Genomic DNA, 4,657 nt, shown 5'->3' on the forward strand with positions numbered 1-4,657 from the left:
GGAAAAGCAAGCTCCTGCGCATCGTCCTGCCCTGGATAGCAGGCGTTATCCTGCTGGCGCCGCCGGTGACGTACATCATGTTTGCCAGCCGGGGCGTGCCGATGGATTATGTCAATGACTATCTTTTTAAGCTGTTTCTCTTTGGCCCGTGTTTCAGCCATGTGCAGTATTGGTATCTGGGTGTGCTGACGTATCTCTACATCGCCCTCTTCCTGTTCTGCAAAATCATGCCGTCCTTCAAGGAGCGGCAGGCAAGCTCCATTCCGGGGCCAAAGCTGTTCATAGGCTTTACCGTTCTCTGCTATGTCTGCACGGTGGCCGCCTACTTCTACGCCGACGGCAACAACGACCTGTGGACTTTTGTCTGGCCTGTGCTGGTGTATCAGCCGACCCGTATCTCCTTCTATCCGCTGTACTTCTTCCTGGGTGCATACGCCTGGCGGCATCAGTGGTTTACGGAGGGCGGCTACAGGGCTGATACGGTCAAGTGGCTGCCGGCCTTTATTGTGACGGGGATTGCCTATCTGTTTTATACCACCATGGGGGCGCCTACGGCGGCAAGCCCTGAGCAGTATATGATGGTCAAGGCGGCAATCCATGTGCTGTTCCTGCTTTCCTCCGTGTTTGCCCTGCTGGCGCTTTTCCAGTCAAAGCTGGACTACACCAACGGCTTTCTGGGGGAGCTGGCCGCCAACAGCTATAACATGTACTACACTCACATGGGACTGGTGATGCTTATCGCCTGGGGGTTTTTGTCCGTGGATCTGCCCACCTACCTGAAATATGTGATTGTTAGTATTTTGTCGCTTTTGGCAAGCTATTTGACGGGAAAAATATTGATGGTACTGCCTTGCTTTTCGGTTGGCAACAGAGCAAAGAAATAAACAAAAATAAACATAATAAAAGGCTCCGGGTGACTTGATTTTTCTCTCGGAGTCTTTTATTATGTTAGGAGGGATTTTGTGCTGATGTTTCGCTAAAATGTCAGCTTATGGATACTTGTTATGTTGATTGGTGCGCTATAGGAGGTTTGGGATGTGAGTATGTTGAGCAAAAGCTATGGCACCCTGGCTCTGTATGTGGTGATAGGAGCCATTCTCGGCGGACTTCTCGGCGAGCTGCTTTCCGGCGTGGATGCCCTGAGCAGCCTGATGCCGTATTTGAAGAATCCGTATCCGGTGATTGATGTGGCGCCGTCGGTGATAGATATCTACGTCATAAAGCTGACGGTGGGATTTGCTTTTTCACCAAATCTCATGAGCATTATCGGTGTGGTTATCGCTGTGTGGATTTTCAAGCATACGTGATACAGGGACACTGAATCCAAGGAGGCACTTTTTTCATGTTTATTCTGGCTTCTGCTTCTCCCAGACGGAAGGAGCTTTTGGAGCAAATCGGCTGCAGCTTCCGTATAGAGGTAAGCGACGCCGAGGAAGCCGGCGGCAGGGGCATGACGCCCCCGGAGCTGGTGATGAGGAACGCGCATTTAAAGGCCGCCGCCGTGGCGGCCCGCTATCCGGACATTCCGGTGCTGGGGGCGGATACGGTGGTGAGCCTTGATGGAAATATTTATGGTAAGCCTAGGGATAAGGAGCATGCCAGGGAAATGCTGACAAGGTTTTCCGGCAGGGTGCATCAGGTGACAACCGGGATTGCCCTTGTGTGGAAGGGTCAGCTCTGGCAGGCATGCGAAACGACGGAGGTAGCTTTTGCCCCGCTTTCGGCAGCTGCGATTACCCGTTATATCGAGACCGGCGAGCCCGCTGACAAGGCTGGTGCTTATGGTATTCAGGGACGGGCGGCTGTCTTTATTGAACAAATCAGAGGTTCTTATTCCAATGTCGTAGGTTTGCCGCTCCATTGTCTTGACGGCCTTGCTGAGAAAGCGGGGATTGATTTGTATGGCGATGGTGAGGGAGCTTCCGGCTGATGAAAGGCCGAGGGAGAGGCTTCTGGCCCTGGGGCCGGGTTTTTTGAGCAATGCGGAGCTTCTGGCTATTGTGCTGAGGAACGGCTCAAGGGAAAGGTCGGCGTTGCAGGTGGCGCAGGAAATCCTGGGTATGTACAGGGAGGAAGGCGTTGCCGCGCTGGCGCGGATGTCGGCAGGTGAGCTGATGGGCATCCGTGGTATTGGCAGTGCCAAGGCCGCCGAAATCATGGCGGCGGTGGAGCTGGGCAAAAGGCTGAATGGCGGTGCGGCCAGACAGCGGGCGGCGGTGACCTGCCCGGAGGATGCGGCCGAGTATGCCATGCCGCGCTTCAGGTATGAGGAGCGGGAGCATTTTGCCGTTATTTTGCTGAATGTAAAAAATCATATTTTGTCCATGCCTGTGATATCTATCGGCAGTCTGACGGCCTCCGTGGTGCATCCGCGGGAGGTGTTCAGGGCGGCGATACAGCAGACAGCGGCATCCATTATTCTGGTGCACAATCACCCCAGCGGCGATCCGTCCCCCAGCAGGGAGGATATTGAGATTACCGCCCGGCTGGTGCAGGTGGGCAGGGTGATGGACATTCCGGTGCTGGATCATATTATCCTGGGAAATGATAATTATATTTCCCTAAAGGAACAAGGTGTGATAAAATAAGGATTGCTGTATTGAGTTGGATTGAGATATGGCTGAGCCTGTATCTTTTGCTATATCTTTGAAGGGAGTAGTTTTTTATTATGTGGAATATTTTTGGCGGTTTATCCCATGACATGGGTATTGATTTGGGAACAGCAAACACTCTGGTTCACATCAAGGGCAAGGGCATTGTCCTCCGTGAGCCGTCTGTTGTGGCAATAAAGAGCGATACCGGTGACGTGCTGGCCGTGGGTGATGAGGCAAAGCGCATGATTGGCCGTACTCCGGGCAGCATTGTGGCTATCCGTCCGATGAAGGACGGCGTTATTGCCGATTTTGACGTGACCCAGGCCATGCTGAAATATTTTATCAGGAAGGCCATGAATACCAAGTCCTTTGTGCGCCCGCGGGTGGTAGTCGGCGTTCCTTCCGGCGTTACCGAGGTGGAGAAGCGCGCCGTTATCGACGCGGCCCAGCAGGCAGGGGCAAGGGAGGCCTATCTCATTGAGGAGCCTATGGCGGCGGCCATCGGTGCAGGACTGCCTGTGGAGGAAGCTACCGGTTCCATGGTGGTTGATATCGGCGGCGGCACTACCGAGATTGCGGTTATTTCCCTGGGCGGCATTGTTACCAGCTGTTCCATCCGCATCGGCGGCGACGAGATGGATTCTTCCATTATTCAGTACATCAAGCGGGAGTACAACCTGTTAATCGGTGAGCGTACTGCCGAGGAAATCAAGATTAATATCGGCACGGCTATTGCCGAGCCTGCCAGGGAGAAGAGCATGGACATCCGCGGCCGCGATCTGGTCAGCGGCCTGCCGAAGACGGTCAAGATCGTGTCCAGCGAGATATGCAGCGCTCTCAGCGAGCCTGTCCAGAAGATTGTGGACGCGGTGAAGAGCACCCTGGAAAAGACGCCGCCTGAGCTGGCTGCCGATGTTATGGATCACGGCATCATGATGACCGGCGGCGGTTCCCTGCTGACCAGCCTTGACAAGCTCCTGAGCCGTGAGACCGGCATGCCGGTGCTGGTGTCCGAGGATGCGCTTTCCTGCGTTGGCGAGGGTACCGGACGTTCCCTTGAGAATATTGAGCTTTTGAAGCGTGTTGTTATGACTACGAAGAAGTTGAGATAAGATGAACAGGGTACGGCGAGATAAAAATTCACAGCGCACGGTCTGGCTGCTGATTTTTGTGGCGGTCAGTGTCTTTGTGATTATATTTTTTGCCGCCAGGGGCAGGTTTGCCGCGCCCATCAGCAGCAAGGCTGTTACCGGTGCGCTGGCGCCCTTTCAGCGGGCAGTTTCCTGGGCGGGCTACCGGGTCAACGGCGTCACCTCGGCAGTATGGGAGATGGTTTCTGCCTACTACCAGAATGAGATGCTGAAGAACGAGGTGGTACAGCTCCGCCAGCAGAATCTGACGGCGGCCGAGTACGCCGCAGAGAATGAGCGCCTGCGCAATCTGCTGGGCTACAAGCAGTCCGCTGTCCAGTTTGATTTGCAGGCGGCGCAGGTCATTGGCCGGGAGCAGGCCACCTGGACCAGCGTGATTGTGGTCAACCGCGGCAGTGGCGACGGTGTCGCCAGGAATATGCCGGTGGTGACGGAAAAAGGGCTGGTGGGCGTCGTGACGGAGGTATCTCCCAACGCGTCAAAGGTACAGCTGATTCTCGATCCCCGCTGTTCGGTGGGAACCCTGATTCAGAGGCCTGAGTCCAGGGTGGCCGGCATTGTGCAGGGCAGTATCGAGGATGCACTGAAGCCGAGCATGATTAACATTCCCAAGAATTCCGACGTGGTGGAGGGTGATACCATCATCACCTCCGGCTTCGGCGGCATTTTCCCGAAGGGGATTATGGTGGGAACTGTAAAGGCACTGCATGATGATGGCGGCGGACTGCTGGAGGTAGCGGTGGTTGAACCGGCCGTGGATTTTCAGAAGCTGGAGGATGTGCTGATTATTACGGCATCCCGCGAGGCTTCGCCTGTGGCGCTGACGCCTCCGGCCCAGACGCCGGGCACGGAAACGGACAGGGATGGCAATTTTATCAAGGCAGAGGGCAAGTGAGAAATGAAAACGTTTTT

The 4,657-nt window shown here is 55.0% G+C and carries 6 protein-coding genes; all 6 read left to right on the forward strand.

The window, feature by feature from the left end; translation table 11 throughout:
• The coding region (locus ACI3UA_RS02495) for an acyltransferase family protein (RefSeq protein ID WP_439723253.1) at positions 1-884 on the forward strand (884 nt) is incomplete at its 5' end.
• Between the two features lie 159 nt (positions 885-1,043).
• Positions 1,044-1,307: a DUF4321 domain-containing protein gene (locus ACI3UA_RS02500; protein ID WP_439723270.1), complete on the forward strand. Its 264-nt coding sequence runs from the start codon at positions 1,044-1,046 to the stop codon at positions 1,305-1,307.
• Positions 1,308-1,342: 35 nt separating this feature from the next.
• Positions 1,343-1,930 carry a Maf family protein gene (locus tag ACI3UA_RS02505; protein ID WP_439723254.1) on the forward strand — a complete coding sequence of 196 codons (588 nt, stop codon included), beginning with the start codon at positions 1,343-1,345 and terminating at the stop codon, positions 1,928-1,930.
• Entirely contained in the window at positions 1,908-2,588 is a 681-nt protein-coding gene (gene radC, locus ACI3UA_RS02510) for a RadC family protein (RefSeq protein WP_439723271.1), read from the forward strand. The genes ACI3UA_RS02505 and radC overlap by 23 nt, the downstream gene beginning before the upstream one ends.
• A gap of 80 nt (positions 2,589-2,668) precedes the next feature.
• Positions 2,669-3,706: a rod shape-determining protein gene (locus ACI3UA_RS02515; RefSeq protein WP_439723255.1), complete on the forward strand. Its 1,038-nt coding sequence runs from the start codon at positions 2,669-2,671 to the stop codon at positions 3,704-3,706.
• A 1-nt stretch (position 3,707) separates the two neighbouring features.
• The gene (mreC, locus tag ACI3UA_RS02520; RefSeq protein WP_439723256.1) at positions 3,708-4,640 is read left to right on the forward strand and encodes a rod shape-determining protein MreC; all 933 of its coding nucleotides are present in this window, start codon (positions 3,708-3,710) and stop codon (positions 4,638-4,640) included.
• The last annotated feature ends 17 nt before the right edge of the window (positions 4,641-4,657 follow it).

This window comes from Anaerovibrio sp., from assembly GCF_051866355.1.
Taxonomy (GTDB): Bacteria; Bacillota; Negativicutes; order Selenomonadales; family Selenomonadaceae; genus Anaerovibrio.